The organism is Hymenobacter aerophilus DSM 13606 (assembly GCF_000382225.1).
Taxonomy (GTDB): Bacteria; Bacteroidota; Bacteroidia; order Cytophagales; family Hymenobacteraceae; genus Hymenobacter; species Hymenobacter aerophilus.
In genome coordinates, this window is the sequence record NZ_KB907800.1 from 20,273 (window position 1) to 43,909 (window position 23,637).

The 23,637-nt window shown below is 61.8% G+C and carries 23 protein-coding genes and 1 pseudogene; 8 read left to right on the forward strand and 16 right to left on the reverse strand.

Annotated elements, in window-relative coordinates; all coding sequences use genetic code 11:
* Positions 1-78: 78 nt before the first annotated feature.
* The 6 genes from H145_RS0100110 to H145_RS23855 all read right to left on the reverse strand — a co-directional run bounded on the left by H145_RS0100110 (position 79) and on the right by H145_RS23855 (position 4,113).
* On the reverse strand, positions 79-366 hold the full coding sequence (locus H145_RS0100110) for a 2TM domain-containing protein (protein WP_019946096.1): 288 nt from the start codon (positions 364-366) through the stop codon (positions 79-81).
* A gap of 501 nt (positions 367-867) precedes the next feature.
* The gene (locus H145_RS0100115; protein ID WP_019946097.1) at positions 868-1,422 is read right to left on the reverse strand and encodes a DUF502 domain-containing protein; all 555 of its coding nucleotides are present in this window, start codon (positions 1,420-1,422) and stop codon (positions 868-870) included.
* A 184-nt stretch (positions 1,423-1,606) separates the two neighbouring features.
* Positions 1,607-2,488 (reverse strand): 4-hydroxy-3-methylbut-2-enyl diphosphate reductase, encoded by an 882-nt coding sequence (locus tag H145_RS0100120; protein ID WP_019946098.1) that lies wholly within the window; start codon positions 2,486-2,488, stop codon positions 1,607-1,609.
* Between the two features lie 266 nt (positions 2,489-2,754).
* Positions 2,755-3,450, reverse strand: coding sequence for a (d)CMP kinase (cmk, locus tag H145_RS0100125; protein WP_033425714.1), 696 nt, complete (start codon positions 3,448-3,450; stop codon positions 2,755-2,757).
* A 47-nt stretch (positions 3,451-3,497) separates the two neighbouring features.
* Entirely contained in the window at positions 3,498-3,899 is a 402-nt protein-coding gene (locus H145_RS0100130; protein WP_205619283.1) for a hypothetical protein, read from the reverse strand.
* Between the two features lie 64 nt (positions 3,900-3,963).
* Entirely contained in the window at positions 3,964-4,113 is a 150-nt protein-coding gene (locus H145_RS23855; RefSeq protein ID WP_157540905.1) for a hypothetical protein, read from the reverse strand.
* Between the two features lie 93 nt (positions 4,114-4,206).
* Here H145_RS23855 and ade point away from each other — a divergent pair, with 93 nt between their 5' ends.
* Positions 4,207-5,880: an adenine deaminase gene (gene ade / locus H145_RS0100140; RefSeq protein ID WP_019946102.1), complete on the forward strand. Its 1,674-nt coding sequence runs from the start codon at positions 4,207-4,209 to the stop codon at positions 5,878-5,880.
* 182 nt (positions 5,881-6,062) lie between these two features.
* Here the strand turns inward: ade and H145_RS0100145 are convergent, their stop codons facing one another.
* Together H145_RS0100145 and H145_RS19290 are read right to left on the reverse strand one after the other, a co-directional pair.
* Positions 6,063-6,464, reverse strand: coding sequence for a response regulator (locus H145_RS0100145; RefSeq protein WP_019946103.1), 402 nt, complete (start codon positions 6,462-6,464; stop codon positions 6,063-6,065).
* A 44-nt stretch (positions 6,465-6,508) separates the two neighbouring features.
* A pseudogene (locus tag H145_RS19290) lies at positions 6,509-7,483 on the reverse strand (PLP-dependent cysteine synthase family protein); the annotation flags it as partial.
* A gap of 270 nt (positions 7,484-7,753) precedes the next feature.
* Between H145_RS19290 and sucD the strand changes: the two are divergent.
* Positions 7,754-8,635: a succinate--CoA ligase subunit alpha gene (gene sucD / locus H145_RS0100155; RefSeq protein WP_019946105.1), complete on the forward strand. Its 882-nt coding sequence runs from the start codon at positions 7,754-7,756 to the stop codon at positions 8,633-8,635.
* Between the two features lie 56 nt (positions 8,636-8,691).
* On the opposite strand, the gene H145_RS0100160 is transcribed toward sucD, so the two are convergent.
* Complete coding sequence (locus H145_RS0100160; protein WP_205619284.1) at positions 8,692-9,336, reverse strand: hypothetical protein; 645 nt, start codon at positions 9,334-9,336, stop codon at positions 8,692-8,694.
* Positions 9,337-9,359: 23 nt separating this feature from the next.
* A complete protein-coding gene (locus H145_RS0100165; protein ID WP_019946107.1) occupies positions 9,360-10,097 on the reverse strand; it encodes a hypothetical protein in 738 nt (245 codons plus the stop codon).
* A 176-nt stretch (positions 10,098-10,273) separates the two neighbouring features.
* Between H145_RS0100165 and H145_RS0100170 the strand changes: the two genes are divergently transcribed.
* From H145_RS0100170 to H145_RS19295, 6 genes are all read left to right on the forward strand, one after another.
* Positions 10,274-11,680 carry a mercuric reductase gene (locus tag H145_RS0100170; RefSeq protein WP_019946108.1) on the forward strand — a complete coding sequence of 469 codons (1,407 nt, stop codon included), beginning with the start codon at positions 10,274-10,276 and terminating at the stop codon, positions 11,678-11,680.
* 350 nt (positions 11,681-12,030) lie between these two features.
* Positions 12,031-12,936, forward strand: coding sequence for a TIGR01777 family oxidoreductase (locus tag H145_RS0100175; RefSeq protein ID WP_205619285.1), 906 nt, complete (start codon positions 12,031-12,033; stop codon positions 12,934-12,936).
* 103 nt (positions 12,937-13,039) lie between these two features.
* Complete coding sequence (locus tag H145_RS0100180) at positions 13,040-13,558, forward strand: GbsR/MarR family transcriptional regulator (RefSeq protein ID WP_033425705.1); 519 nt, start codon at positions 13,040-13,042, stop codon at positions 13,556-13,558.
* A 54-nt stretch (positions 13,559-13,612) separates the two neighbouring features.
* Positions 13,613-14,773: an SRPBCC family protein gene (locus H145_RS0100185; protein WP_019946111.1), complete on the forward strand. Its 1,161-nt coding sequence runs from the start codon at positions 13,613-13,615 to the stop codon at positions 14,771-14,773.
* The gene (locus tag H145_RS0100190; RefSeq protein WP_071595093.1) at positions 14,766-15,581 is read left to right on the forward strand and encodes a class I SAM-dependent methyltransferase; all 816 of its coding nucleotides are present in this window, start codon (positions 14,766-14,768) and stop codon (positions 15,579-15,581) included. Before H145_RS0100185 ends, H145_RS0100190 begins: the two co-directional genes overlap by 8 nt.
* 74 nt (positions 15,582-15,655) lie before the next feature.
* Positions 15,656-16,351: a hypothetical protein gene (locus tag H145_RS19295; protein ID WP_019946113.1), complete on the forward strand. Its 696-nt coding sequence runs from the start codon at positions 15,656-15,658 to the stop codon at positions 16,349-16,351.
* 74 nt (positions 16,352-16,425) lie between these two features.
* Here H145_RS19295 and rny read toward each other — a convergent pair whose 3' ends face one another.
* From rny to radC, 6 genes are all read right to left on the reverse strand, one after another.
* Complete coding sequence (gene rny / locus H145_RS0100200; protein WP_019946114.1) at positions 16,426-18,123, reverse strand: ribonuclease Y; 1,698 nt, start codon at positions 18,121-18,123, stop codon at positions 16,426-16,428.
* 251 nt (positions 18,124-18,374) lie between these two features.
* Entirely contained in the window at positions 18,375-18,665 is a 291-nt protein-coding gene (locus tag H145_RS0100205) for a cell division protein ZapA (protein ID WP_019946115.1), read from the reverse strand.
* A gap of 55 nt (positions 18,666-18,720) precedes the next feature.
* Positions 18,721-19,020 (reverse strand): hypothetical protein, encoded by a 300-nt coding sequence (locus H145_RS0100210; RefSeq protein ID WP_026351153.1) that lies wholly within the window; start codon positions 19,018-19,020, stop codon positions 18,721-18,723.
* Positions 19,021-19,189: 169 nt separating this feature from the next.
* A complete protein-coding gene (gene pheT / locus H145_RS0100215; protein WP_019946117.1) occupies positions 19,190-21,688 on the reverse strand; it encodes a phenylalanine--tRNA ligase subunit beta in 2,499 nt (832 codons plus the stop codon).
* Positions 21,689-21,924: 236 nt separating this feature from the next.
* Positions 21,925-22,539 (reverse strand): DUF1684 domain-containing protein, encoded by a 615-nt coding sequence (locus H145_RS0100220; RefSeq protein WP_019946118.1) that lies wholly within the window; start codon positions 22,537-22,539, stop codon positions 21,925-21,927.
* A 225-nt stretch (positions 22,540-22,764) separates the two neighbouring features.
* A complete protein-coding gene (gene radC / locus H145_RS0100225; protein ID WP_019946119.1) occupies positions 22,765-23,541 on the reverse strand; it encodes a RadC family protein in 777 nt (258 codons plus the stop codon).
* Positions 23,542-23,637: the final 96 nt, after the last annotated feature.

A 23,637-nucleotide genomic window follows, 5' to 3' on the forward strand; every position in this document is an offset into this window, starting at 1 on the left:
CCGGGGGCCGGGTGGGCACCGCTTTGGGCAGGTGTTTCTCTTCCGGAAGCAGTACCGGACGCTTACCGGCCGGCGCGGTTAGCGCAGCTCGTCGCGCTGCCGGCGCACCAGCTTTTCGTATTCGCGCTCCGACAGGTCGGCCCAGCCCAGGCCGCCGTAGGCTTTCAGCCCGCGGATAAGCAGGCCGAGGCCCCAGAAAAACGTCACCCACAGCGGCCACGGAATCGGGTAAGAATCGCGGCCCGTAAAGGCCCATACGGCCCACAGGATGGCATTGACGAACAGGAAGGTGAGCAGGCTGGACTGGAACCGGGCACGCTGCCGGGCCAGGCGCCAGAGCTGGGGGTTGCGGTCGGGCGTTTCCATGAGCGGGCGGGGTTTAAGGGGTTGACTGCTTCAAACCTAGCGGTTCCTTCGGCCCGCCCCAACCCGCAGTTGCCCAACCGTTGCCAGCCGTTTCCGAAGCGTTGAAAGCAGCGGTTGAAGCGGGTGATGCGTTAATAAGATAGGGCTTACGCAGAACGACTGTAGCGCGAAGCTTCTGCTTCGCGTATCGTTGCTCATTGTTAGGTGGTTATGTTCAACGGTGCGCGAAGCGGAAGCTTCGCGCTACAAGCCTACGGCCCCCTTTTGCGTAAGTCCTATAAGAACATTCACGGGTGAACGAGGTGGATAGCCCCAGCGGGGCGGCATATCGGTAGTTAAAGCAGATGCATGCGAAACGAAAGCCCCAGCGGGGCGACACCTTCGTTGAACGATTGGTGCCGCCCCGCTGGGGCTTCCCGTTTAATGTATTTCGTTCTCCTGCTACCGATATGCCGCCCCGCTGGGGCTGTCCATTTTGTTCACCAAGTCGCGTCTTCACCCCTACCCCAGCCGCGAAACGCCGCCCGACACGATAAACTTCATCACCTCGCTGCTGGGCAGCTCCAGGTACGTCACGTTTTCGATGGGTACCAGCACCAGCTCGCCCGAGAAGTTGTAGGAGTGCGGGAAGTACACGGCCAGCAGGTCGTCGCGGGTGATGGCGCTCATGCTGGGCTGGGTTACGAAGCCCATTTTGAATACGTCATCGGCCGCGTTGAGGCGCACCAGCACCGGACGGTTGAACTTCTGGTTGTCGCCCACAAAGGCGTCGAACAGGTCTTTGAGGCTCGAATAGATGATGCTGACCAGGGGCGTGCGGTGCAGCACCCGCTCGGTGATAATGAGGAAGGGCCGCACCAGAAACGACTTGGCCACGAAGCCCACGGCCGTAATCAGCAGCACGGCCACCAGCAGCCCCAGCCCCGGCACATCGAAGCTCAGGCCCGCAAACAGGTCGTCGAGCCAGCGCAGCACCGCGAACAGAATGTAGGCCGTGAGCCCGATGGGGGCCACAATCAGAAAGCCGCTCAGAAAGTAGTTGAGGTACTGGCGCATGGGTTTTAGGGTTTAGGAACTTAGGGCTTAGGGCTTAGGCGAACGGCAAAGATACTGTCATCCTGAGCGCAGCGAAGGACCTATACAGAAGCTAACATCAAAAGACATTACCTTCTATATAGGTCCTTCGCTGCGCTCAGGATGACAGGTGGTTTCTAAGCCCTAAAACCTAAGTCCCTAAGACCTAAACCCCAACGCCTACTTCCTCAATGCGGCCCTTCAAGCGCTCCATCAGCCACATGGGGGTGCTGGTGGCCCCGCAGATGCCCACCGAGTCGGCTCCGTGGAACCAGGCTTCGTCCAGCTCCTGCTCGTTTTCCACGAAGTAGCTGCGCGGGTTGGTTTGGTTGACCACCGAGAACAGGGCCTTGCCGTTGGAGCTTTTGCGCCCGCTCACGAACACAATTACGTCGTGCTGCTGGGCAAAAAGGCGCAGGGCCGGCTCGCGGTTGCTCACCTGCCGGCAGATGCTGTCGTTGGCGTCGAACGAGTCGAGCGAGCCGCCGGCCGCCTGAATGCGCTCCTCGATGACGGCCTTCATGTGGTAGAAGCCGGCCGTGCTTTTGGTGGTCTGGCTGAAGAGCGTGACGGGCCGCGAGAAATCCACCTGGTCGAGGTCGGCCTCGTTCATCACGATGATGGCCTGGTTGCGCGTCTGGCCCGCGAGGCCGGCCACTTCGGCGTGGCCGGGCTGGCCGTATAGCACAATCTGGCCCTGCTGGCGGTTGGCCGCGTCGAAGGCGTGCTTGACGCGGTTCTGCAGCTTGAGCACCACCGGGCACGAGGCGTCAATCAGCTCCAGGTTGTTGCGCAGGGCCAGCTCGTAGGTGGCCGGCGGCTCGCCGTGGGCCCGGATGAGCACCTTGGCATCGTGGATTTCCTCCAGCTGCTCGCGGTCGATGATGCGCAGGCCCAGCGCGTGCAGGCGCTCCACTTCCATGCGGTTGTGCACGATGTCGCCCAGACAGTACAGGCTATGCTCGTGGGCCAGCTCGTCTTCGGCCATCTGGATAGCGAATTCAACGCCGAAGCAGTAACCGGAATTCTTGTCAATAAGGACGTTCATGCGCTTGGGATGATGAAACGGGGGTCGGAAACGGGCGGCCCCGGCCGGACCCGCGAATTACGGGCCAAGTTCTGCTGCTATAACAGGCGCGGCAGTGGTTTAGGTCGTGCCATGTTCTAAAAGGGCGTCATTCAGAGCATGTGGCGCATCAAGCCAGGGACGAAGAATCTCGCTAAGGCACTGTTAACGAGTAAGGTCATCGTCAGCACGCGAGATTCTTCGTCCCTGGCTTGATGCGCCACATGCTCTGAATGACGTTCCTTTAATCAGCCCCTGACGGCCCGGGAAAACAGGGCGGCCGATACGCGCTCCAGCACGAAATCCACCTGCTCGTCAATCATCATGTGGGTGGTGTCGAGCAGCACGGCATCGGCGGCGCGGCGCAGGGGGCTTTCAGTGCGGGTCGAATCGAGGTAGTCGCGCTTCTGCAGGTTCTCCACGATGTCCTCCACCGGCACGTGCTCGTTCTTGATGGCCAGCTCTTCCTGCCGGCGCAGGGCGCGGGTGAGCACCTCGGCCGTCATAAACACCTTCACCTCGGCGTCGGGGAAAACGGTGGTGCCGATGTCACGCCCGTCCATCACCACGCCGCGCCGGCGGCCCATCTGCTGCTGCTGGCGCACCATGGCGTGGCGCACCACCGGCAGCCCCGACACCTCGCTCACCGAGTTGGAAATGCGCATCTGCCGGATTTCGTCCTCCCGGATCTTGCCGTCGAGGCACAGCTCGTTGCGGCCCGTCTGGCGGTTGCGCTTGAAGCTGATCTGCATGTCGTGCAGGGCCTGCTCGATGCTTGGCAAGTCGTCGAAGGCAATGCTGTTTTCGAGCAGATACAGCGTTACGCCCCGGTACATGGCGCCGGTATCGATGTAGGCGTAGCCAAGCTCGGCGGCCACGGCTTTGGCCGTGGTGCTTTTGCCGCACGAAGAGTAGCCGTCGATGGCAATCACGATTTTCTGCATGGCGGAGTCGGGGCGCTGGCCGGGGTCGGCTTCAAACGGAAGGGGTTTCACTGAATCCAGTTTTTGCGGGCCGGCTGCCCGGCGGCCAGACGCTCGGAGATGCTGGCAAAAAAGGTTGCTACCGAGTGCTCGGAACCCTTGGCCAGCTGCTCGCCCACGCGGTAGAAGGGGTTGAAAAAATGCACGTCGTGCAGGCCCACGCCCGTTACGCCCTGGGGGTTCTGGGCCCAGGTGCCGCCGTAAGTCTGCACCAGGCACTGGCCCAGAAAGCAGCCCAGCGTCTTGATAACGCCTTCGCGCTCCTCGTCTTTGATGATGGGGCGCTGCACTTCAATAAACTCGGCCAGCCGCTGCACGGCGGCTTCGTCGTAGGCGTTGAGGCGCAGCTGGTGGCGCACGGCTTCGGCAGCGCTTTGCAGGGCGGCTAAGGGCGATTCGTCGGCGGGCATGGGCAGGTAAGTGAAGGGCAGTAACAGCAACGAGCCGACGGGGTGGCCGCCGGCTGATGGTCTTTTAGTGGCTTTCGCAGGGACAGGGAATCTTGCCGGACTTGGCTTTGCGCTTGAAGCTGGCCGTTTTTTTCTGGAGCGGCGAGCGGGCGGCGCAGCCCGCGGTCAGCAGGCCCGAGCCGCCGATGCAGGCGGCCAGCAGCAAAGTCATCATCTTTCTCACGGCGCAGATTTTGGGCAAATATACGGTTCTTTACCCGCCCGCCGCCCCGCGGCCCGGTTTTCCTTCGTGCCTTCTCCCCTGCTTATGCCGCTTGATTTCTCGCTCCAGGCCAATGTTATCGACCTGTTTGCCAACACCATAATCCCCGCCACAGTGCACGTGGCCGGGGGCCGCATCCGGCAAATAGCGCCGCTGGGCCCCACCACGCCCGACCCCGCCCTGCCCTACGCGCTGCCCGGTTTCGTGGATGCCCACGTGCACGTGGAAAGCTCGCTGCTGGTGCCCTCCGAGTTTGCCCGCCTGGCCGTTACGCACGGCACCGTCGCCACCGTCTCCGACCCGCACGAAATCGGCAACGTGCTGGGCGTGGCCGGCGTGAAGTACATGCTCGCCAACGCCGCCCAGGTACCGTTCAAGTTCTGCTTCGGGGCCCCCTCCTGCGTGCCGGCCACGCCCTTCGAAACGGCCGGCGCCGAAATAACCGCCGCCGACATCGAGGCCCTGTTTCGCGACCATCCCGAAATCGGCTACCTGGCCGAGATGATGAACTGGCCCGGCGTACTGAACCGCGACGAAGTGGTGATGGAGAAAATTGCCCTGGCCCGGCGCTACAACCGGCCCGTGGATGGCCACGCTCCCGGCCTGCTCGGCGACGATGCGCGCCGCTACGCCGGGGCCGGTATCAGCACCGACCACGAGTGCTTTATGGCCGGCGAGGCCGTGGACAAGCTGGCGGCGGGTATGAAAATCCTGATTCGCGAAGGCTCGGCGGCCCGCAACTTCGAAGCCCTCATCGATCTGCTGCCCGAGCACTACGAGCACCTGATGTTCTGCTCCGACGACAAGCACCCCGACACGCTGCTGCTGGGCCACATCAACCAGCTCGTGCAACGCGCCGTGGCCCGTGGCCAGGATGTGTTGAAGGTGCTACGCGTGGCCTGCCGCAACCCCGTCGAGCACTACCGGCTGCCCGTGGGCCTGCTCCGCGAGGGCGACCCGGCCGACTTTATTGTGGTAGATGACCTGACGGATTTCCGCGTCCGCCAGACCTACCTCGACGGCGTGCTGGTGGCTGAAAACGGCGAAACGCTGATTCCGGCCGCGCCGGTGGAAGTCGTCAACAACTTCACGCCTCACGAGGTGCAGGCCCAGAATTTCGAGGTGCGCATCGCTCCGGACGGCCAGCCGGGCACCGAGGCAACCGTCCGCCTTATTGAGTGCTTCGATGGGCAGCTGATTACGGCCCGGCACGACGAGCCGGCGCTGGTAGAAAACGGCCTGGTAGTGCCCGACCTGAGCCGCGACATGCTCAAGCTGACGGTGGTCAACCGCTACCACGCGGCCCCACCGGCGGTGGCCTTCATCCAAGGCTTCGGCCTGAACGGCGGCGCCCTGGCCAGCAGCGTCGGCCACGATTCGCACAACATCACGGCCGTGGGCGCCGACGACGCCAGCCTGGCTCGCGCCGTGCAGCTGGTAATGGACGCCCGCGGCGGCCTGGCCGTCGTGTCGCCCGATGGCACCGAACTGGTGCTGCCGCTGCCCGTGGCCGGCCTCATGTCGGACCAGCCCGGCCCGGACGTGGCGGCCACCTACTCGGCCGTCGATGCGGCGGCCAAGGCCCTGGGCTCTCCGCTCCAGGCCCCGTTCATGACGCTTTCGTTTATGGCCCTGCTCGTCATCCCCAGCCTCAAGCTCAGCGACAAAGGCCTGTTTGATGGCGAGGCCTTCCGGTTCGTGGAGAACGTAGTGGCGTAAAAATAGCTCCAAGCTGTAAGCTACAAGCGGCAAGCTGACGGCCTGTCATCCTGAGTAAAGCGAAGGACCTCACTACGCTTGAACGACCGTAATAACGACTCGTCTTTACGCAATGAGGTCCTTCGCTTTACCCAGGATGACAGGCCGTCAGCTTGCCGCTTGTAGCTTACAGCTCCTCAAACCTAAAACCGCTTTTCCAGCAGCTTGCTCAGCTTTTCCTCCGTCAGGGGCTTGGCCAGGTACTCCACGTTGGGGTACTGGGCCACGCGGGCAGTGTCGGCGGCGTGCATGGAGGTGGTGAGCACGGCCATCACGGTTTTCTCGCGCACTTCCGGGGGCAGGGCGCTGAAGAGCTTCAGGAATTCGAAGCCGTCCATGCCGGGCATTTTCAGGTCCACAAACACCAGGTCGGGGGCGCGGGCTTCCTCCTTCTCACTGCCCCAAATTTGCTGGTACGCCTGCTCGGCTTTGTGGTAAGTGTACACCTGTTCGGCCACTTCGAGGCGGCTGAGCAGGCGGTTGTTGAGGAAGCTGGTGGTTTCGTTATCGTCGACTAAAACGATGCTGCGGAGCCTGGATGCCATACCGGAAGCGGAGTAAAAAGCGGGAGGAAAAGCGTAACCGGCTACAGCCAGCCTTGTTCGCGCATCCACTCGTCGTTGTAGATTTTGCCGAGGTAGCGCGTGCCGTGGTCGGGCAGAACGATGACCATCGTGTCGTCTTCCTGCAGGTGCTCGCGGGCGTATTCGAGGGCCCCGAACACGGCCGAACCGCACGACCAGCCCACAAACAGGCCTTCTTCCTTGGCCAGCCGGCGCGTCATCAGGGCCGCATCCTTGTCGGTTACCTTAATGAAGAGGTCAATCAGGTCGAAATCGACGTTTTTGGGCAGAATATCTTCGCCGATGCCTTCGGTTTTGTACGAGTAAATCTCGTTCTCATCGAAGATGCCCGTCTCCTTGTACTTCTTGAACACCGAGCCGTAGGTGTCGAGGCCGATGGAGACAATGGCCGGGTTCTGCTCCTTTAGGAACTTGCCGGTGCCGCAGATGGTGCCGCCCGTGCCTACGCCGGCCGCGAAGTGCGTGATGTTGCCCTCAGTCTGCGCCCAAATTTCGGGGCCCGTGGTTTCGTAGTGGGCCTCGGCGTTGGAGGGGTTATCGTACTGGTTGGGGTAGAACGAGTTCGGAATTTCGGCGTTCAGCTTGCGGGCAATGGAGTAGTAGCTGCGCGGGTCGTCGGCCGGCACGTTGGTGGGGCACACGATTACCTCGGCGCCCACGGCTTTCAGAATGTCCTGCTTTTCCTTGCTCTGCTTGTCGCTCATTGTGAAGATGCACTTGTAGCCGCGGGCAATGGCCGTGAGGGCCAGGCCCATGCCGGTGTTGCCGCTGGTGCCCTCGATGATGGTGCCGCCGGGCTTCAGCAGACCCGCTTTTTCGGCGTCGTCAATCATTTTCACGGCCATCCGGTCCTTCACCGAGTTGCCGGGATTGAAGTACTCCACTTTAGCCAGCACGGTGCCTTTGATGCCGTCCGTTACTTTATTGAGCTTCACCAGCGGCGTGTTGCCGATGGTTTCAACGATATTATTGAAATACATATGTCAGGGGTGGTTTGCGTCCGCAAAGGTAACTTTTCTTGAGCTGTTAGCGGACAACTGTACGTCATTCAGAGCGGAGCGAAAAATCGCGCGTGCTGACGTTGCTGTTCAAGCTTAACATCAGCACGCGCGATGCTTCGCTCCGCTCTGAATGACGTTCTTTGCAATAAGGCCAAACGGCTAAACTAGAAAACCCTACTTTTGCGCTGCCGCCCGCGCGGCGGCCGCTGTTCCCACTTCCACGAAGCAATTTCCGCTAATCCCCCTTTTATGAGTGTTCTGGTAAACAAGGATTCTAAAGTGTTGGTGCAGGGTTTCACGGGCTCCGAAGGCTCGTTCCACGCCCAGCAGATGATTGAGTACGGCACCCAGGTAGTGGGCGGCGTAACGCCCGGCAAAGGCGGCACCCAGCACCTGGAGCGCCCCGTGTTCAACACCATGGCCGAGGCCGTTGCCGAAACCGGCGCCGACACCAGCATCATTTTCGTGCCCCCCGCTTTCGCCGCCGACGCCATTATGGAGGCCGCCGACGCCGGCATCAAAGTTATCGTCACCATCACCGAGGGCATCCCGACCAAGGACATGATTGCGGTGAAGGAGTACCTGAAGGGCCGCGAGGGCCTGCGCATGATCGGGCCCAACTGCCCCGGCGTCATGACGGCCGGCGAGTGCAAAGTGGGCATCATGCCCGGCTTCATCTTCCAGAAAGGCAAAATCGGTATTGTTTCCAAGTCGGGTACCCTGACCTACGAAGCCGTTGACCAGCTCACCAAAGCCGGCCTGGGCCAGACCACGGCCATCGGCATCGGCGGCGACCCGATTATCGGTACTACCACCAAGGAGGCCGTAGAAATGCTCATGAACGACCCCGAAACCGAGGGCATCGTGATGATTGGCGAAATCGGTGGCGGCATGGAAGCCGAAGCCGCCCGCTGGATCAAGGAAACCGGTAACAAGAAGCCCGTGGTAGGTTTCATTGCCGGTCAGACCGCCCCCGCCGGCCGCCGCATGGGCCACGCCGGCGCCATCGTAGGCGGCGCCGACGACACGGCCGCCGCCAAAATGGCCATCATGCGCGAGTGCGGCATCCACGTAGTGGATTCGCCCGCCGAAATCGGTGAGACGATGCTGAAAGTGCTGGGCGGCAAGTAAGCTGCGCTATCAACATACACTGAAAAGGCCTCAGCTTCTGCTGAGGCCTTTCTGTTTTATTGCCCCTGGATCAGATAACGAGAGATACTTTTGGCACCATATTCGGCAGATAGCGAATCTACTCGCTCGCACAGCCTCTGCATTTGCAATTCGGCTTGCTCAACAGCCATTGCCAAATCGGCTACTTCAACCCGGATGATTGGCGTCGTAGGCGGGTAGAATTCCTCCCCTTCATCTTCACAAATGATGTTGAGGTAATCCTGCTCCCGGATGGCTTTAGGAGCAGGATGGCCTTCAAGGCAGAAGTATCCCTCCTGAAACTGCGGCGCCAATAGTACCTTCCAGTCATATACAGTGGAAATTGTACTACAACACTGCGGAAAAAGCACAGGCAGATCGTCTATAATCAGAATTGCGCCACCAAACAGGGCACACGATTCTACTACCGGAACACGCTTATTTTCCGTCACTTCCAGATGCGCATCTATAAGTCGGCGCAAATCATCCACTGCCAAACTGTCCGCCCGAAGATACCTACTACTCTTAACTGCCGGGAGGTGCTGGGTAAAGCCGCTCAGCCGAAGAATTTTTGCCTCAAATTCCTCCCAGTCCGACGGGTTCTGCCAGAAGGCGCCTGATGGTCTGGCTCCAATCTGGTCCCAATGAATGATAGATGCTGGCAACTCAAAAACGGGCAACACAGCTATACTCATCAGCTATTTTTTTACTTCCCCCCCGTCTGCCCGCCCAGGTTCACCACGATACCTAGCTGGAAGACCGAGTTGGCGGCTTTCAGGTATTTACGGTGCTTGAGGCCGAAGTTGTAGCCGCTGATGAACTGGCCATCGAGCGGGCCGATGAGCTTGACGCGGGCGTAGGTGATGGGCTCGAACAGGATGTTGTCTTCGTTGAAAGCGGGCTGGCCATTGAGGCGAAAATCGGTGAGCGTGACGTAGCTGGCGCGCAGGGCCGTGCCGTAGGTCAGGGGCCAGTCGCGGCCGAGCAGGTAGTAGCTTTTCTTCTCCTTGCTCGTGTAGTTCACCTGCACGAAATACTTGTTCAGGCCCGCCTCCAGGGTGCGCGTGATGCCCTCGGTGGGGTTGCGCTCCACGCGCTTGGTGCGGCCGCCGCCGTAGCCGCCGTAAATTTCCAGCACCCGCTTGTCGGGCAGGCGGGTGAAGTAGCCCAGGCCCAGCTCGGCAAAGTCTTGGTCGACGGCTTCCTTCTTTATATTGGTGTGCAGAAACGAGGCCGAGCCCATCACGCCGATGTGGTCGGAGAGGGCGTAGGCGCCCTGCAGGGCCGTGTTCTGGCTGAGGTTGGTGTGCACGCCGGCGCTCCACTCGCCCTTCTGGGTAAGCAGCGGCACCTGGGGCGGGGGCGGAAAGTAGAGCGACGCGCAGCCCGTGAGCAGCAGGAGCGGAAGGAGCAGGCCGAAAAGCGCGCGGAGTCGAAAAAGCATGAACCGGGAAATGAAGCCGATGCGGGAAGATAGAAAAGCGGCGCCAGAGTTGACGGCAATGCCACCGCCCGGGCCCCGGCTGCCGACCTAACGCACCCGGCCGGGCTTCGTTGCGTAGCCGCAAGCGCGGCAGTTGCGTACAGAGGGCGGGACCTGCTCCCGCCAAACCTGTTTGTATGCCCGCAACTCCTTACGACGCCCTGATTATCGGCTCCGGCCAGGCCGGCAACCCGCTGGCTTATGCGCTGGCCGAAGCCGGCCGGCGCGTGGCCCTTATCGAAAGTGCCCACCTGGGCGGCTCGTGCGTCAACTACGGCTGCGCGCCTACCAAAATGCTGCTGGCTTCGGCTCAGCGGGCTCATTTGGTGCGCACGGCCGGCGAGCTGGGCATCCGCGCGCCCGAGCCCGTGGTGGATTTTGCCGCCATAGTAGCCCGCAAAGACCGGCTGACCCAGGACTCGCGCAACGGAATCGAGCAGAGCCTGACCACCGAGCACCCCAACATCCGGCTGGTGCGCGGCCGCGCCCGCTTCACGGCTCCCAATACGCTGCATGTTGATTTGCACGACAAGAAAGCCGGCCACGAACAACTGACGGCTCCGCTTATCTTCATCAACACCGGCACGCGGGCGGCGGTGCCCCTCATTGCGGGCCTCGAAGCCAGCGGCTACCTCACCAACGACACGCTGCTACTGGGCCTGACGGAGCTACCCGAACACCTGCTCATTCTGGGCGGCAGCTACATCGGCGTCGAGTTCGGGCAGATGTTTCGCCGCCTGGGTTCGCGCGTGACCATCATCGAAACCTCGGCCACCCTCATGGACCGCGAAGACACCGACGTGAGCCGGCCGCTGCAGGAATTGTTGCAGGCCGAAGGCGTAGAGCTGGTGCTCGAAGCCGAAGCCCGGCACGTTTCGCGCAACGAGGCGGACGTGCTCACGCTCACGGTCGACACGCCCGGCGGCGAGCGGCGCCTGCGCGGCACGCACCTGCTGGTGGCCACCGGCCGCGTGCCCAACACCGATGCGCTGGACCTGCAGTTAGCGGGCATTCCGACCGATGAAGACGGCTACGTTCAGGTAGACGACGATTTGCGCACGCCCGCTAAAGGCGTGTACGCCCTCGGCGACGTGAAGGGCGGCCCCCAGTTCACCCACATCAGCTACGACGATTACCGCATCGTGCGCGACCAGCTGCTGCACGGCCGCCCGCGCAACTACCACGAGCGGCCCGTGCCGTATGTAGTGTTCACCGAACCGCAGCTGGGCCGCATCGGGCTTTCCAAAGACCAGGCCCGCGAAAAAGGCGTGCCTTTCCGGGTGAGCCGGCTGCCAGCCAGCACCATCGGGCGGGCCGTGGAAACGGGCCGCACCGAAGGTTTCGTGGAGGTGCTGGTAGGCGACGACGACCGGCTGCTGGGCGCGGCCGTATTGTGCGAGCAGGGCGGCGAAATCATGACCATGTTTCAGCTGGCCATGACGGGCGGGTTGCGCTATCAGCAGCTCGAAAACCTCGTTGTTGCCCACCCCACCTGGGCCGAAGTGCTCAACAACGCCTTCCAGAAGCTGGGGCGGGGGCAGTAGCGCACGTAATCAAGAGTTCAGTTTATTTCCGCCATCAACTCAGCAGCTAGAGACGTGCCTGAGCTGCCAGCCACCACATACCTTCCATGCGGGAACAGCTGTTTGACGCGAAGTAAATGGCTTAAGGCTATTTTTTGGCTTTGATCAAACCGTTTTGTATCCGGCATTGGATGAGGTTGCCGCCGGATATACCGGACTACACTGCTCCAAGTCTTCGCTGACGAAAATAAATGTATCACAAGTTTCAATAATTACTGAAACTTGTGATACATTTGATCTTGGCTGGATTGTCAGTTGCCGGAACTCCCTGGTTTCTGAATTCCCCACCGATCCGGATGCAGCAGGCCAAAATGATTATTGCCGGAGGCAACGGCTTTCTGGGCCAGCACTTGCAGCAGCATTTCCGCGGCTTGGGCTACGAAGTTGTTATTCTGAGCCGCTCGACCAAGCCCCGGCCGGGCCACGTGCACTGGGACGCTCAGACCCTGGGTTCCTGGACGGCCGAGTTGGAGGGTGCCGACGTGCTGGTGAATATGGCCGGCCGCACCGTAGACTGCCGCTATACGGCTGCCAACCACCACCAGATTATGGTTAGCCGCCTTGATAGCACGCGGCTGCTGGGCCGGGCTGTGGCCGCTTGCCAGCAGCCGCCCAAGGTGTGGCTTAATTCTTCCACTGCCACCATATACGCCGATACGCCAGGCACGCAACCGGCCAATACCGAAGCCAACGGAGTTATCGGGGAGGGGTTCTCGGTGGAAGCCGCGCGGGCCTGGGAGGCTGCTTTTACCGAGGCGCAGCGGCCGGCTACGCGCCAAGTAGCGCTTCGCACCTCCATTGTGCTGGGCACTGATGGCGGGGCGTTTCCGGTAATGGCACGGCTGGCCAGGCTAGGGCTATGCTCGCCGCAGGGCAACGGCCGGCAGTGGATTAGCTGGCTGCACATCACCGATTTTTGCCGGGCTGTCGAGTTTCTTATCAACACCTCAACGGCCAGCGGCGCTTTCAATGTGTGCGCTCCTAATCCGCTCCCCAACCGCGAGTTTAACCAGCAGTTGCGCGAGCGGCTGCGGCCCTGGCTGGTGCTACCGCAGCCCCGGTGGCTGCTGGAAATCGGGGCCTTCGTGCTGCGCACGGAAACAGAGCTTATTCTGAAAAGCCGCAAAGTATATCCCCAACGCCTGCTTGATTTGGGCTTTGAATTCCGCTACGCGCACTGTGCCGATGCGCTAGACGACTTGCTGGCAGCAAAGTAGGCGCGGCGCGGACTCGTAACGGCCGGTAGTGCTGGCCAGCACAGGCGGCAGTCATGCGGATCAACGCAATATTTACCAGGCAGCCCTCCAAACAAAACCAATCATGGAACCAAATAACAGCTTAGCCGAGGCCAAAGCGCAATTCATTCATACCTGGGGCGTATCAGGATCGAGTTGGGGCGTGAGCAAAACGCTGGCCCAGGTACACGCCTTGTTGCTGGTAAGCGCCGAGGCCCTGAGTACCGAAGATATTATGGAGCAACTCACCATCTCGCGCGGCAACGCCAGCCAGACGGTGCGCGAGCTGCTCGACTGGGGGCTAATTTACAAGGAGTTGCGGGCCGGAGAGCGACGCGAGTTTTTCGTGGCCGAGAAGGATATGCTGCAGGTTACGCGCTGCATCATCCGGGCCCGCAAGCGGCGCGAGCTGGATCAGATGAAGTACAGCATCGATCAGCTGGCGGCCCTGCCCGGCGACCCGGAGCAGGCCGACTACCGGGCTTTCCATTCGGTGCTAACCGACATTCAGCAGCTAGCCACCGTGTCGGATAAAATGCTCAACCGGCTGATGCAAGCCGAACGCAGCTGGTTCTGGGACAAGTTCATGCGCCTTTTCCTGTAGTGGTCTGACCTGGCCCGCACTACGTTTTCCTTTACTCTCTAACCCAGATGCACGATGGAAAATCCTGAAAATGAACCCGCTGCTGAGCAGCAGCCAAGCCGCCGGCTAATTCCCACGTGGCGCACGAGTGTCTGGGGCAGCGCCTGGACCTCGGTAGTGGGCACGGCGATGGTCGCGGGCTTGGTTGGCACGGGCCTGATGTGGGTGTCGGTGGGCCGCTACGAGTCGTACGGCATCAGCCTGTTTTGCTTGTCGCCCTTCATTTGCAGCTTCGTAGCTGTCATCATCAACCAGTGGCGCAACCCCGCTGCGGCCCGCGACATCTGGCCCGTGACCCGCGCGGTGGTAGGGGTGCTGGCCGTGCTTGCTTCCATGGGGGCGCTTATTCTGTCGCGCGGCGAGGGGCTGATATGCGTAGTTATGGCGCTGCCCTTCGCATTGGTAATGGCGCTGTTCGGGGTGCTGTTGGGAAGTGTAGTTATTGATTTGGGTGGCGGCCGCCGCCCGGCGCCGCTGCTCTCGGTGGTGGTGCTGCTTTACCCCGCCATTCAGCATTACGAGGCGGCCAACCCGGCCCCGGCAGTGGCGCAGCAGGTAACTACCTCAATAACCGTGAATGCGCCGCCCGCCGTGGTATGGCGGGCCCTGATGCAGCCCACCAGCTACCCGGCAGCCTCGGGCTGGTTTCGGGCCGGCGTGGTATACCCCACGCGCACGGCCTTCGCCCTCGACAGCGCCACCGGCCAACGCACCCTGGTCTGCCACTACTCGCAGGGCTTGGCGCGGCTACCCATTGTCGGCTGGGAGCCCGAACGCCGCCTCACGTTTGCCGTGCCCCCGCCGGACATGCCCGCGCCTATGCGCGAACTCAGCCCCTACCCCGATATCCATGCCCCGCATTTGCACGGTTACTTCCAGGTGGATAGCGGCACGTTCCGGCTGCGGCCGCTGCCGGGCGGACGGACCCAGCTCGAAGGCCGTACCACCTACCGGCACTCCATTGGCCCGCAGTTTTACTGGCACTTGTGGAGCAACTACTTGCTCGATGCCATGCACGAGCAGGTGCTGCTTACGCTACGCGACCGAGCCGAAGCCCTCGTGGCCGCCACCGCCCACAATGGTTCGGCGCCCGCCCCACGCATTCTGGCCGGGGCAGATTTAGAACCGGCTGAACCTTCCGCCGCCGTTTATTTAGCCCCGACTTTCCGTGAGTAGCACTGCCCTGGTAACTGTTGCGACCGTCACGGCTCCGGACCAGGCTGGTAGGGCCCGACCGTCTTTTCTGGCCGGGCCCTACCAGCCTGCCCGCATTCGGGAGCTGTTTGATGAATTGGCTAGTACCTACAACTGTGCGGCCTGGTTATCGGGCGGGTTGCTGGGCTGGTGGCGCCGGCAGTTAGCCGCCGCTTTACCCCACCCGGCTCAGGGCCCCGCCGTGGTAGTAGACCTGATGGCCGGTGGGGCCAACCTGTGGCCGGCATTGCGCCGGCGGTTTGGCCCGGAGTTGCGGGTAGCAGCCGTCGATTTTTCGGGCGCAATGCTGGTTCGCGCCGCCCGTCATGCCGGCGGCCCGGCCCTCACACTGCATCGCGCCGACGCACTGGCTACGCCGCTGCCTACCGCCTGCGCCACGGCCGTTACCTGCGCTTTCGGCCTGAAAACCTTGCCCGTGGCCGCTTACCCAGCCCTGCTAACGGAGGCCGCCCGGCTTCTGCGGCCGGGCGGCGAGTTGGCTCTTACCGAACTAGTGCTGCCGGCAGATGGCTGGCAACGCAGTTTCCTGTTGCGCTACCTGGCAGTTATCCTGCCGCTGCTGGGCCGGTTGTGGCCGGCCGCCGCCGCTCACATCGCTCTACTGCGCTACGCCCGCTCGGGGCCCAATTTACCGGCCCTGACTGCGGCGCTACAAACCGCGGGCTTCGAGCGGGTGCGGCAGCGGCGGCTGTGGCCCGGCTGCGCGGTGCTGGTATCGGCGCGCAAGAAGCCGGAGTCAGCCCGGAAAGCTGACTATCCCGCTCTTTAAAGCGCGGGTACGTACAGGATATAGCAGCCGTCCGCTATCCAGGCGGTCTGCTCCTTTCGCCCCACCCCCTACCCATGACCGTTACCTGCAAAACCACCATTCAGTCGAAGGAAACGCTGACCGAAATTCCCGACACCTGGCAGCTCACCGACTACCGCTCCATTATGAGCGCGGCCGATTTCACCGACGGCGACACGCTTTCGGCCGCCGAAGTGCGCGAGATGACGCTTATGGCGCTGGCCGACCTCGAACCCGCCGAGGCCGCCACGGTGCTGCTCAGCTACCGCCTGGGCGACGATTTGAGCGACGGCCAGATTGACCAGATTGCCCACGACATGCAGAACGACAAGATTTTCGAGGAGTACCCGGAAATCGGCCTGCACCGCCAACTGTTCGACGTCAACCAACTGCTGCGCCTGGCCTACAACGGCACGTTCCCCAACGGTGCAGCCGTGCTGGTGCAGGCCACCGTGCAGCTCACTTGCCCCGAGGCGCCTACCCAACTCACGGCCGGCCTCGTACTGTGGGCCCTGGCCCCGGCCCTCTCCGACCGTTCGCTCATCAAACGCCTATACGCCGCCGAGCTGGAAGCCGCCACGCCCTTTGATGCCGCCGATGATATCCTCTGGGAACTGACCGTAACGCCCGACGCGGCCGCCCCCGGCACCTTCGCCGTACGCCTGATTTCCTCGGAGTACTGGCTGCACGATCTGGCCGATTCGGGCGAGTTCGAGGGGGAAATTGTGCTGCCGGAGTTGGAGCAAGACTAAACCCGTACCGTAAACCCACAAAAAAAGGCCCGCCGGAAGTGCTTCCGGCGGGCCTTTTTTCTTACTAAACAATCCTATTTAGCGTAGGCCACGGCGCGCATTTCGCGGATAACCGTGATTTTAATCTGGCCGGGGTACTGCATCTCCTTCTCGATTTTCTGGGAGATTTCGTAGCTCAGCTCGCCGGCGCGCTCGTCGGTTACATTCTCGGCGTCCACCATCACGCGCAGCTCGCGGCCGGCCTGAATGGCGAAGCACTGGTTGACGCCCTTGAAGCCGTTGGCGGTTTCTTCGAGCTGCTTGAGGCGCTTGATGTAGCTCTCCATCATCTCGCGGCGGGCACCGGGGCGCGAGCCCGAAATGGCGTCGCAGGCCTGCACGAGCGGCGAAATCATGGCCGTCATCTCAATTTCGTCGTGGTGGGCACCGATGGCGTTTACCACATCGGGGTGCTCCTTGTACTTCTTGGCCATCTCCATGCCCAGAATGGCGTGGGGCAGCTCGGGCTCCTCGGTGCTCACCTTGCCGATGTCGTGGAGCAGGCCGGCGCGCTTGGCATGCTTCACGTTGAGGCCCATTTCGGCGGCCATGGTGGCGCAAAGGTTGGCTACTTCGCGCGAGTGCTGGAGCAGGTTCTGGCCGTAGCTGGAGCGGAAGCGCATGCGGCCCACCATCTTAATCAGCTCGGGATGCAGACCGTGGATGCCGAGGTCGATGATGGTTTTTTCGCCGATTTCGATGATTTCCTCGTCGATGTTCTTGCGGGTTTTGGCCACAATTTCCTCGATGCGGGCCGGGTGAATGCGGCCGTCCTTTACCAGCAGGTGCAAACTCAGCCGGGCTACCTCGCGGCGCACCGGGTCGAAGCCCGAAATAATAATGGCTTCGGGCGTATCATCCACAATAATTTCGACGCCCGTGGCGGCTTCCAGGGCCCGGATATTGCGGCCCTCGCGGCCGATAATCTTGCCCTTCACATCATCACTTTCAATGTTGAAAATGCTGACGCAGTTCTCGATGGCGTGCTCGGCGGCGGTACGCTGAATGGTTTCGAGCACGATTTTCTTGGCGTCTTTGGTGGCCGTGAGCTTGCTTTGAGCCACCACGTCCTTGATATAGGAGCTGGCCTGAATCTGGGCTTCGTTGCGCAGGCTTTCGACCAGCTGCTCGCGGGCCTCGGCGGCCGTAAGGCCCGAAATGGCTTCGAGCTGGGTGGTGATGGCGCTGATTTTCTCGGTGAGCTGCTGGCGGATGTCGCGCAGCTCGGTTTCCACTTCCTGCTCGCGGGCTTCGAGCTTGGCCAGTTGGGCGTCGAGGATGGCTTTGCGCTTTTCGTCCTGCTGTTCGAGCTTTTCGCGTTGCTGCTGGGCCTGGGTTTCGAGGCGCTCCTTGGTCGTGTCGAGCTCCTTTTCCTTGCGCTGCACCTGGTCGAGCTGCTTCTGGGTGGTTTGGGCGAGTTGCTTAATGCTCTGCTCCTGCTCCACCACGCTGGCGCGGCGCTCGGTCAGCTCCTGCTCCAGGCTCTGCTTCTGGCGGCGGCTTTCCTGCTCAAATTCCTGCTTGAGGTTGCGGAATTTATCCTTCGACTGCTGAATCCGCTCGTCGCGGATGCGGGTGGCCTCGGCTTCGGCATCGGCCAGCAGCTGCTGGCTTTTGGCGCGGGCGTCACCCTCGTGGTCCTGCCGGGCCTTGCCGGCCAGCAGGCGTCCCAGCACCACGCCAACCACGAGGGCCAGCACGGCTGCCAGAACGATATAAAGTGTTACAGACATGATTTTTAGGGGGATGAGATGGGAAGGTAAAAGCTGACTTCCGGCGGTTGATTACTGGTTTTTGGGCGGGCTGCCAGCCAAACGCTGACGTCAACCCATCCTGAACCAACAATTGCCAACCAAAAATCATTACGCCACAGCTCCCGCTGGAAACGCCAAAGGCCCGCGCAGTGGCCGGGTCGTTTGCCCTGCCCCGCACCGGGCTGTTGCTTCGCGCCGAATCGGCCCGCTGCCCACCTGGGGCAACCGGGTCAGACCAACACCGTCCCCGACAGCAGCTCGTCCAAGCGCGCCAGGCGCTCGGTCAGGGCCGCGTCGGTCCCATCCTTTTCTGTGCTCACCTTCAAGCGGTCAGCCATGGTCGATAAGGCAATCATGGCCAGCAGGTCCTGTTTGTCCTGAATGCCGTATTTGTCCCGGAATTCCTTCAGCCGCTCGCTTAGCAGCCGGCCCGCAAGGCGCAGGCGCTCCTCATCCTGGGGGCTTACCTTCATGGGGTAATCCCGGTCAGCAATTCGGATTTTGATGGAAAGGTCGGACATCAGCAGGCTGCTGGCAGTGGTGGGGTTAGGGTGGCGGTGATTGGTTCGGTATGGTTTACTCCCTCAAATAGGCAAGGCACTTATCTATTTCGCGGATGTATTCGTTCAGGCGAAGTTTCAGCTCGTTGACATTGGCCGGTTCCCCGGTCGCTATGGTATTGACAAGTTTAGTGATATTCTCCTGATTCTGGAAATCCTTGATGACCCGCTCCCGGTCGCGCACGTCGGCCTGCAACTGCTGAACCGTAGTCTGGGCATCGGCCAGCTCCTCGCGCAACTGCTGATAGGCAGCCACTAAAGTGGTTACCTGCCGCTCCAGGCGGTCGAGTTGGGCCAGTTGCTGGGTGGATGCCATTTTTTGGTTTTTGGTGGGCGGTTTTGGTTTTTCGTAAAGAACGTGATTTGGCAAGAACGTCATTCTGAGCGAAGCGAAGAATCTCGCGTGCCAAAGTAATCCAAATGGCAGGTTAGCCCTGCAACATCAGCACGCGAGATTCTTCGCTTCGCTCAGAATGACGTGCTGGTTACCGCCGGATAACGGCGTCGGCCTGCTGCTCGAACTGCTGAATGAGGCGGTTCATCACCTGGTCGATGGCCTGGTCGGTAAGCGTCTGGGTGGCATCCTGGAGCAGGAAGCTGACCGAGTACGACTTCTTGCCCGCGCCCAGGTTGTCGCCCTCGTACACGTCGAACACGTTTACCTGGCGCAGCAGCTTCTTTTCGGCGCGGCGGGCAATCTGGCGCAGCTGGTCGAAGCTCACGGCCCGGTCGACGACGAGGCTCAGGTCGCGGCGCACTTCCGGGAACTTGGGCAGCTCCTGGGCCACGAGGCGGCTCTTGTACTTGCGCATCAGGCCGTCCCAGTCCAGCTCGGCAAACCACACCGGCTGGCTCACATCAAGGCGCTTGAGCACGGCCGCCGATACGGCCCCGAGCTGGGCCACCGGCTGATTCTGGGCCAGCAACGTGAGGCCGCCCGCCAGATACGGGTGCTCGACGGGTCGCGAGGCGGGCTCAGCGAAGCCCAGCGCGGCCAGCACCTGCTGCACGGCCCCGGCCAGCTGGTGGAACGAGCTTTTGGCCGATTTCTGCTGCCAGGTTTCGGCGGCCGAGTTGCCGGTAAGGTAGATAACGAGCTGGTTTTGCTCCTGGTGGCTGCCGTCGGGCAGCTGGCGGTAGGTTTTGCCGAACTCGTAAAGCTTCAGGTCGCGCTGGCGGCGGTTCACGTTGTGGCGCACCACCTCCAGGCCGCTGGGCAGCAGGCTGGGCCGCAACACGTTCAGCTCGGCGCTGTTGAAGTTGAGTAGGTGCACCAGCTCGGCGCTAGGTGCGTCGTCGGTTTCGAAGTAGCGCGAGTTGGTGATGGAGTTGGTGATGATTTCCGAAAAGCCCTGCCCACTAAGCAGCCGGGCCACATTCTGGCGGATGATTTCGGGGTCGGGGCTCGGGAACTTGGCCAGGAACGAAGCCGAGTTGTGGGGCCGCAGCGCCACGTTGTTGTAGCCATAGATGCGCAGAATCTCCTCAATCACGTCGGCTTCGCGGGTCACGTCCACCTTATGCGGCGGCACGGCCAGCACCCACTCCTCGGAGAGCTTAGAAGTTAGCGGTGAGAGGTGAGACTCACTACTGACTTCTGCATTCTCCCCTCTCACTTCTAACTTCTCACTTCTCACTTCTACAATAAGGATATCGAGGTCGGCAAGAATCTGGCGGATGCGGGCGGGTTCAATGTACTGGCCCACGAGCTTTTCGACCCGCGGCAGGCGCAGGCGTACCAGCGTCGGCTCGATTGGCGTGGGGTACTCGTCCACCACGGGCGCGGCCACGGTGGCACCGGCCACTTCCTGGAGCAGCAGGGCGGCGCGTTTGAGGGCCAGCGGCACCATGTTGGGGTCGGTGCCACGCTCGAAGCGGAAGGAGGCGTCGGTTTTGAGTTGGTGCGTCTGGGACGTTTTGCGCACTACGGCCGGCGCGAAGTAGGCGCTTTCCAGGAACACCCGAGTCGTGGTTTCACTCACGCCCGAAGTCTGGCCACCGAACACGCCGGCCAAGGCCAGCGGCTGGCCGTTGGCATCGGCAATAACCAGATCCTCGGCCCGCAACGTGCGTTCCACGCCGTCGAGGGTCGTGAACTTCTCGCCCGCTTCGGCCCGCTTCACACGGATGTGGTTGCCCGCAATCTGGTCGGCATCGAAGGCGTGCAGGGGTTGGCCCAGCTCGTGTAGCACGAAGTTGGTTACGTCGACCACGTTGTTGATGGGCGCGAGGCCGATGCTCCGCAGGCGCTTTTGCAGCCACTCGGGCGAGGGCGCCACCCGCACATTTTCCAGCAGCAGGCCGGCGTAGCGTGGGGCGGCAGCCGGGTCTTCCAGCGTAACTTTTACGTTAGCTGCTGCCTCAGCAGGGGTCTGGAAGCCGCTCACGTCGGGCAGTTGGCAGGGCTGGCGCAGCAGGGCGCGCAGCTCGCGGGCCACGCCGTAGTGCGAGGCCGCGTCGGCCCGGTTCGGTGTCAGGCCAATTTCAAATACCGAATCGGAGCCCAGACCGAAGTAGTCGGCGGCAGGCGTACCGTTGGGCAGGTCGGTATCGAGCACCATAATGCCGGCGTGCGACTGTCCCAGCCCGATTTCATCCTCGGCGCAGATCATGCCCTCGGAGGCCGCGCCCCGGATTTTCGATTTCTTGATTTTGAACGGCTCGCCGCCGGTCGGGTGCAGCACCGCGCCTTCGAGGGCCACCACCACGCGCTGGCCGGCGGCCACGTTGGGGGCGCCGCACACAATCTGGCGCGGCGTGGCGTCGCCCACATCCACGGTCGTCAGGCTGAGCTTGTCGGCGTCGGGGTGCTTTTCGCGGGTGAGCACCGTGCCCAACACGAGGCCGCGCAGGCCGCCGGGTACGCTTTCCAGCTCCTCGATGCCCTCCACCTCCAGGCCCGAGCCCGTAAGCAGCGCCCCGATTTCGGTAGCAGGTTTATCAGTGGGAATAAGCGTGCGGAGCCAGTCGTAAGATATCTTCATGGGGGTAAGCGGCCAATGGGCGGCTGTCAGTTGTCAGGCGCCAACATTCGGCATGCTGTATTTTGGTTGATTCAAGAATAAACCAGCTGCCGGACATTGGCATCTGAGTTTTGGCAAAGGTACAGATTCGGCTGGGGGCTAAAATTCAATTTAACCGGACACTAACCTGACAATTTTCGGAAGTCACGGCTTAAAACCGATGATTTATCTGACAGCCGTTACTGCGTGCACCCAATTTATTTATACGCCATTTCGCCAGCCTCAATCTGCAGCTTCAGGCGGTTATCGGGGGGCGGCACGGGGCAGGCGTAGGCGTCAGAGTAGGCGCAGAAGGGGTTGTAGGCCTGATTGAAGTCGAGCAGCACTTCCGTGTCGGAGGCGGCGGGCAGGGGGGCGTCGAGGTAGCGGCCGCCGCCGTAGGAGCCGAAGCCGTTGGTGCGGTCGGTGAAGGGCACAAACAGGGTGGTATCCTTGCCATCAGCCTTCAGGAAAAGCGTGAGCTGGTATTCCTGCTTGTCGAAGATGAACTTGGCCCGGCCCCAGCGCAGGTACTTGTCGGCCTGGCCGTCGGTAAGCGGCATTTCCACGGTGTCGCGCTGCGGAAACTGCTCCAGCTGGGCTTCGAGGCGGTAGTCGCGGTTGGGCGGGTAGAACTTGAGGCTGTCGAAGCTTTGGCGCAATTCGTCGCTGAGCGGCGACGAGCCGGCCCGACGGAAGGAATTGTTCTTGGCTTCGCGCTGCTGTCGCATCCGGATGATGTACTGGTCCTGCGCCAGCACAAGGTCGTAGATGAAGTAGCCGAAGACGAGCAACAGGCCCAGGCCAATGAGAACTTTCGGGTTGAAACGCAAGACGAAGGGAATTATGAACTGTGAATTATGAACTGTGAATTTTGAATTGGGCCACGACTTGTTCAAAATTCTGCAACAAAGATGGACTCTGCCCAACAATTCCTCTTGACGGGAATTGCGGCAAGTGCCCTTCTCAGGCATTTGAACTGATTTAAGCGCTGGCCCATAATTCAAATTCTGTCCGCCTCAATTCAAAAGTTCATAATCCAGAATTCATAATTCCCCTCAAAGCATGCCTTCGTCGGCGAAGCTGTGGTAGCCCTGGTCGGTGAAGATGAGGTGGTCGAGGATGGGCAGGTCGAGGAGCTGGCCGGCTTCCTTGAGCTTGCGGGTGAGGGCAATGTCGGCGGCCGAGGGGTTGCGGTTGCCGCTGGGATGGTTGTGCACCAGCACGATGCTGCTGGCCAGCTGCTCCAGCGCCTCCTTGAAGATGAGCTTGGGGTCGGCCACGGTGCCGGCCACCCCGCCCCGGCTGATGCTGACGGTGCGCATGACCACGTTGGCCCGGTTCAGCAGAATCACCCAGAACTCCTCGTGGGGCAAATCCTGCAGGTGGGGCTGCATGGCGTGGTAGATGTCGCGCGAGCAGGTGATGGTGGTGCGGGCGGGGGCATCGGCGTCTTTGCGGCGGCGGCCCAGCTCCAGCGCCGCCACAATGGTAATGGCGCGCGCCTCACCGATGCCCTTCTGCTTCATCAGCTCCTTCACCGAGAAGCGGGCCAGCGCGTTCAAATCGTTCTGGGCGCCCTTCAGCACCAGCTTGGCCACATCCACGGCCGACAGCTTGGCGGTGCCCGAGCCCAGCAGAATGGCCAGCAGCTCGGCATCCGACAGTACGGCGCGGCCCTTTTGCAGCAGCTTTTCGCGGGGCCGGTCTTCCTCGGCCCAACTCTTGATGCCGCTGACGATCGGGGCGTAAGGCGTGGCCGGGGCGGGCGCGGCCGTTGGGTTGGCGGGAACGGGTTGCGCCGGGTTTTCCGCCAGCTTGTCAAACTCTTGCATGGGGCACCGTTGTTGTAGGCCCGGAATTTAACTTAAAAACCGGGGCCGGCCAGCTTGCCGCCGCCCCACTGCCTTACTTTGTAGTCCCACTTACCG

What these genes read in the sequence shown, in the direction of transcription:
- H145_RS0100110 (WP_019946096.1), bottom strand. Translation starts at nt 366, where the DNA reads ATGGAAACGCCCGACCGCAACCCCCAGCTCTGGCGCCTGGCCCGGCAG.
- H145_RS0100115 (WP_019946097.1), bottom strand. Translation starts at nt 1,422, where the DNA reads ATGCGCCAGTACCTCAACTACTTTCTGAGCGGCTTTCTGATTGTGGCC.
- H145_RS0100120 (WP_019946098.1), bottom strand. Translation starts at nt 2,488, where the DNA reads ATGAACGTCCTTATTGACAAGAATTCCGGTTACTGCTTCGGCGTTGAA.
- cmk (WP_033425714.1), bottom strand. Translation starts at nt 3,450, where the DNA reads ATGCAGAAAATCGTGATTGCCATCGACGGCTACTCTTCGTGCGGCAAA.
- H145_RS0100130 (WP_205619283.1), bottom strand. Translation starts at nt 3,899, where the DNA reads ATGCCCGCCGACGAATCGCCCTTAGCCGCCCTGCAAAGCGCTGCCGAA.
- H145_RS23855 (WP_157540905.1), bottom strand. Translation starts at nt 4,113, where the DNA reads ATGATGACTTTGCTGCTGGCCGCCTGCATCGGCGGCTCGGGCCTGCTG.
- ade (WP_019946102.1), top strand. Translation starts at nt 4,207, where the DNA reads ATGCCGCTTGATTTCTCGCTCCAGGCCAATGTTATCGACCTGTTTGCC.
- H145_RS0100145 (WP_019946103.1), bottom strand. Translation starts at nt 6,464, where the DNA reads ATGGCATCCAGGCTCCGCAGCATCGTTTTAGTCGACGATAACGAAACC.
- sucD (WP_019946105.1), top strand. Translation starts at nt 7,754, where the DNA reads ATGAGTGTTCTGGTAAACAAGGATTCTAAAGTGTTGGTGCAGGGTTTC.
- H145_RS0100165 (WP_019946107.1), bottom strand. Translation starts at nt 10,097, where the DNA reads ATGCTTTTTCGACTCCGCGCGCTTTTCGGCCTGCTCCTTCCGCTCCTG.
- H145_RS0100170 (WP_019946108.1), top strand. Translation starts at nt 10,274, where the DNA reads ATGCCCGCAACTCCTTACGACGCCCTGATTATCGGCTCCGGCCAGGCC.
- H145_RS0100175 (WP_205619285.1), top strand. Translation starts at nt 12,031, where the DNA reads ATGATTATTGCCGGAGGCAACGGCTTTCTGGGCCAGCACTTGCAGCAG.
- H145_RS0100180 (WP_033425705.1), top strand. Translation starts at nt 13,040, where the DNA reads ATGGAACCAAATAACAGCTTAGCCGAGGCCAAAGCGCAATTCATTCAT.
- H145_RS0100185 (WP_019946111.1), top strand. Translation starts at nt 13,613, where the DNA reads ATGGAAAATCCTGAAAATGAACCCGCTGCTGAGCAGCAGCCAAGCCGC.
- H145_RS19295 (WP_019946113.1), top strand. Translation starts at nt 15,656, where the DNA reads ATGACCGTTACCTGCAAAACCACCATTCAGTCGAAGGAAACGCTGACC.
- rny (WP_019946114.1), bottom strand. Translation starts at nt 18,123, where the DNA reads ATGTCTGTAACACTTTATATCGTTCTGGCAGCCGTGCTGGCCCTCGTG.
- H145_RS0100205 (WP_019946115.1), bottom strand. Translation starts at nt 18,665, where the DNA reads ATGTCCGACCTTTCCATCAAAATCCGAATTGCTGACCGGGATTACCCC.
- H145_RS0100210 (WP_026351153.1), bottom strand. Translation starts at nt 19,020, where the DNA reads ATGGCATCCACCCAGCAACTGGCCCAACTCGACCGCCTGGAGCGGCAG.
- pheT (WP_019946117.1), bottom strand. Translation starts at nt 21,688, where the DNA reads ATGAAGATATCTTACGACTGGCTCCGCACGCTTATTCCCACTGATAAA.
- radC (WP_019946119.1), bottom strand. Translation starts at nt 23,541, where the DNA reads ATGCAAGAGTTTGACAAGCTGGCGGAAAACCCGGCGCAACCCGTTCCC.